The sequence below is a fragment of the Streptomyces sp. NRRL WC-3549 genome (assembly GCF_000721935.1).
In the GTDB taxonomy this organism is placed as follows: domain Bacteria; phylum Actinomycetota; class Actinomycetes; order Streptomycetales; family Streptomycetaceae; genus Streptomyces.
Genome location: NZ_KL585443.1, coordinates 4479 through 8009, shown reverse-complemented (window position 1 = coordinate 8009; position 3531 = coordinate 4479). Strand labels below are relative to the sequence as shown.

The 3531-nt window shown below is 73.1% G+C and carries 5 protein-coding genes; 2 read left to right on the top strand and 3 right to left on the bottom strand.

What is annotated here, in order from left to right:
* On the bottom strand, nucleotides 1–463 hold a 463-nt coding region (locus IH13_RS0133875; protein WP_063837530.1), incomplete at its 3' end, for a hypothetical protein.
* Nucleotides 464–577: 114 nt separating this feature from the next.
* Here IH13_RS0133875 and IH13_RS0133870 point away from each other — a divergent pair.
* Complete coding sequence (locus IH13_RS0133870) at nucleotides 578–775, top strand: zf-HC2 domain-containing protein (protein ID WP_031090603.1); 198 nt, start codon at nucleotides 578–580, stop codon at nucleotides 773–775.
* Here IH13_RS0133870 and IH13_RS0133865 read toward each other — a convergent pair.
* A complete protein-coding gene (locus IH13_RS0133865) occupies nucleotides 709–1278 on the bottom strand; it encodes a sigma-70 family RNA polymerase sigma factor (RefSeq protein WP_031090601.1) in 570 nt (189 codons plus the stop codon). The genes IH13_RS0133870 and IH13_RS0133865 overlap by 67 nt on opposite strands.
* A 266-nt stretch (nucleotides 1279–1544) precedes the next feature.
* On the opposite strand from IH13_RS0133865, the gene IH13_RS0133860 reads away from it, so the two are divergent.
* Nucleotides 1545–2756, top strand: coding sequence for a CapA family protein (locus tag IH13_RS0133860; protein ID WP_031090597.1), 1212 nt, complete (start codon nucleotides 1545–1547; stop codon nucleotides 2754–2756).
* A gap of 15 nt (nucleotides 2757–2771) precedes the next feature.
* Here the strand turns inward: IH13_RS0133860 and IH13_RS0133855 are convergent, their stop codons facing one another.
* Nucleotides 2772–3233 carry a universal stress protein gene (locus IH13_RS0133855; RefSeq protein WP_031090595.1) on the bottom strand — a complete coding sequence of 154 codons (462 nt, stop codon included), beginning with the start codon at nucleotides 3231–3233 and terminating at the stop codon, nucleotides 2772–2774.
* Between the last annotated feature and the right edge of the window lie 298 nt (nucleotides 3234–3531).

Sequence of the window (3531 nt, the reverse complement as noted above, 5' to 3'; positions counted from 1 at the left end):
CCGCCGTCCACACCCGGGTCTCGCCGTCGACCTCGTACCCGGTCCGCTCCCGGGCCGGAGGGCCGATCGCCTCCAGGTCGGCGGTCAGCAGTTCGGTCTCCTCCAGCCACCGCCAGGCCGCACACGCCAGAGCCAGATCGGGATCGGTACGCGCGCCGGGGGCGGTGGTGCGCCGCCGTGTGTCCAGCCGCGCGCCGACCCATCGCCGCCATCCGTCCCCGTACGCCGTGAGCAGCCGCAGCTCGTCCACCCGGGCCGCCGGCAGCGCGTCGGCGACCGGCCCCCCGGAGAGGAAGAGCGTCAGGGCGAGGGCCTCGCGGCCCGCCCGGTACTCCAGCGTCGTCGGCTCCATCAGGTCGCCGGTACCCAGCAGTCCGTCGGCGACGTACTCCGCGTACATCCAGGCCATCGGCACCGGCAGCCCGCCCCCGCCGGCGCTGTCGTCGTGGTCTTCGGGACGCATCCCGTCTCGCCTCTTCCCTGGACTCGGCACACCGGGCCTCACGCAGCATTGAACCGAGGACGCCCGCCCCGCGTGGGCCAAAGGGCAGGATCCGGTCGGGAGATACGAGGTGCGATGACCGCCGAACGCGGTGACGACCCGCATGTGCGACAGCTGCTGGGCGCGTACGTGCTCGACGCCCTGTCCGCGGCCGAGAGCGGCTCGGTCGCGCTCCACCTCCAGCGCTGCGACGCCTGCGCCGCGGCTTACGTGGAGGTGGCCGACGCCGTCTGCCTGCTGGCGCTGCTCGACGAGACGGACCTGCTGGAGTAACCGGGCAGATTGCGCGACAGCAGCCGCAGCGCGTAGTACGAACGGGACTTGACCGTGCCCGCGGGGATGCCGAGGGCTTCGGCCGTCTCGCCCACGCTCAGCCCGCGGAAGTAGATCTGCACCAGCACCGCCCGGTGTTCGGGGCTGAGCGTCCTGACCGCCTGGCGCACATCGAGAGCCCGGACCGCCGACTCGGCGGTGTTCTCATGGGCGGGGGCGCTCTCCAGCACCACGTCACTGACCTCGGTGGGCCGGGCCTGGCGGGACCTGCGGGCGTCGATCGCCAGCCGGCGGGCGACGGTGAACAGCCAGGGGCGCATCGAGTCGTAGGGCGCGTCGAACGCCTCGGGGTGCTGCCAGGCGCGCACCAGCGTCTCCTGCATCAGGTCCTCGGCCCGCTGCCGGTCGCCGAAGGTGAGCCCCAGCAGGAAGTGGAGGAGCGCCGGACCGTGCTCCCGCTGCAACTCCGCGAGCGTCCGCTCATCGGTTGTCGCCGTGCTCATCGTGAACGTCCTTTCCCGAGGCGGCCTCTGCCGCTTCGCTCCCGCCTGGCGTATACGAACGCATCGGGGCGCGGGGGAACAGGCGGTGTGCCGAGATGTGCGCCGAGCGGTCGCACGGAGCGACGAGTGGTGCGGTGAACGGTCGGCGGACGGCGATACGGCCGATACGGGCCGTTGAGGCGCTTCAGGCCCTTTGGTCTTGACTCGCCGATATGAACATCTATCTATTCGGAGGGCCGATATCACCCGAACCGGGAGCCCCGCAGATGACGAAGCGCATCCGACACGGTGCGGTGATCGCCGCCGCCGGACTGCTGGCCGCGGCGACCGCCTGCGCCGGCCAGCAGTCCACCCCGCCGGGCCTCGCCGGCCGGCAGCCGGGCGCGAGCCCGGGTGCGGGCGGAGCGGGAGGCGGCACGGCGGGCGGCGCGCGCACCTTCACACTGCTCGCCTCCGGCGACGTCCTGCCGCACTCCCCGGTCATCGACCGCGCCGCCGCCGACGCCGACGGCCAGGGCTACGACTTCCGCCCCATGCTCAAGGGCGCCGCCCCGGCGGTCTCGGCCGCCGACCTCGCGATCTGCCACATGGAGACCGTGTACGGGCAGCGCGGCGGCCCCTACACGGGCTACCCCTCCTTCAAGTCACCGCCCGAGGTGGCGGCCGCCCTGCGGGCCACCGGCTACGACTCCTGTTCCACCGCCTCCAACCACACCCTGGACGACGGGGCCCCGGGCATCCGGCGCACCCTGGACGCCCTGGACCAGGCCGGCATCGCACACGCCGGATCCGCCCGCACCGCCGCCGAGGCGAGCCGCCCGACCCTCCTGAGTGCCGGAAAGGCCAAGGACGCGGCGAAGGTCGCCCACCTCTCGTACACCTACGGCACCAACGCCGAGGAGCCGCTCGCCGACCGGCCCTGGGCAGTCGGCCTCATCGACCAGGACAAGATCCTCGCCGACGCCGGAGCGGCACGCCGGGCCGGAGCGGACGTGGTGGTCGCCTCCCTGCACTGGGGTACGGAGTGGCAGGAGGCCCCGGACGACGACCAGCTCGACCTGGCCCACGCGCTGACCGCCTCCACCAGCGACGGACGTCCCGACATCGACCTGATCATCGGCACCCACGCCCACGTCCCCCAGGCGTACGAGAAGGTCAACGGCACCTGGGTCGTCTACGGCATGGGCGACCAGATCGCCGGCGCGATGGTGAACGACGAGGGGGCCCCGGAGCCGCGGGGCAACGAGAGCTCGATGGCCCGCTTCACCTTCGCGCCGCCCAGCCGGCCGGGGGAGCGCTGGAGGGTCCTGAAGGCCGAGTTCCTCCCGCAGTGGTTCGACCCGGCCGCCGGGAGGGTGACCGCCCTCGGCGGCCCGGCGGCGGACGGCGACAGCCGGCTGCGGGAGACCCGTGACCGGATCAGCGGTGTCGTCCTCGGCCGGGGCGCCGCCGAGGACGGCCTGGTGAGAGGCGAGTGACCACAGGGCACGCCGTCACGGGACGACGGTGACCGGCCAGCGTCCGGCCTTCACCAGACGCACCGCGACCGAACCGATGAACCGGTGTCCCGCGGACTCGGAGGCACCCACCACAACGGCGTCCGCCTTGAGCTCGTCGGACGCCGTCACCAGGCCGTTGTACGGGTCCCCGTGGAAGGTGTGGAACTCCCAGCGGACGTTCCATATGTCCTTCAGCCGCTCGGTCGCGGTCCTGATCTCGTTGACCAGCCCCTCCGCGACCTCGCCGGTCGTGTGGGCGACGGGCACCCCCAGGGCCGCGCCGGCGGCCATCACCGGCTGGACGTAGACCAGGGTGAGCATGGCGTTCTGGCGGCGGGCGAGCCCCGCCGCGTACGCCGCCGCCCGCATCGAGGAGTCGGACCCGTCGATGCCCGCGACGATCACCTTGGGGCCGTCCGTACCACGCTCGAACCCGTGGTTCCGCTGCTCTGTCACGGCCCCGAGGTTAGTCCCTCCCCGCTCGCGTCCCGTCTCCCGGCCCCATCCGCCGCACGACACGGGTCCTCGCCGGACAGGGCCGGTGCGCTCCATCCATCGGGTGCAGCTCGACGCCTGTCCGGTGTGGCCGGGGGGCACGCCGGGAACTCCGTGCGAGCAGTTAGGTATGAAAGATCATCACATTTACGCGGGCCGCCGTAGCGCTCTGCGCCTCGCCCTCGGCCTGGGAGCCGCCACCGCCGTACGCCTGATCGCGGCCGACCCGGCCGGTACGCCCGTCCGGCCCGGCGGCGAG

Bases quoted from the DNA above. Each gene is read 5' to 3' on its own strand.
- IH13_RS0133870 (WP_031090603.1), top strand. From the start codon at position 578: ATGACCGCCGAACGCGGTGACGACCCGCATGTGCGACAGCTGCTGGGC.
- IH13_RS0133865 (WP_031090601.1), bottom strand. From the start codon at position 1,278: ATGAGCACGGCGACAACCGATGAGCGGACGCTCGCGGAGTTGCAGCGG.
- IH13_RS0133860 (WP_031090597.1), top strand. From the start codon at position 1,545: ATGACGAAGCGCATCCGACACGGTGCGGTGATCGCCGCCGCCGGACTG.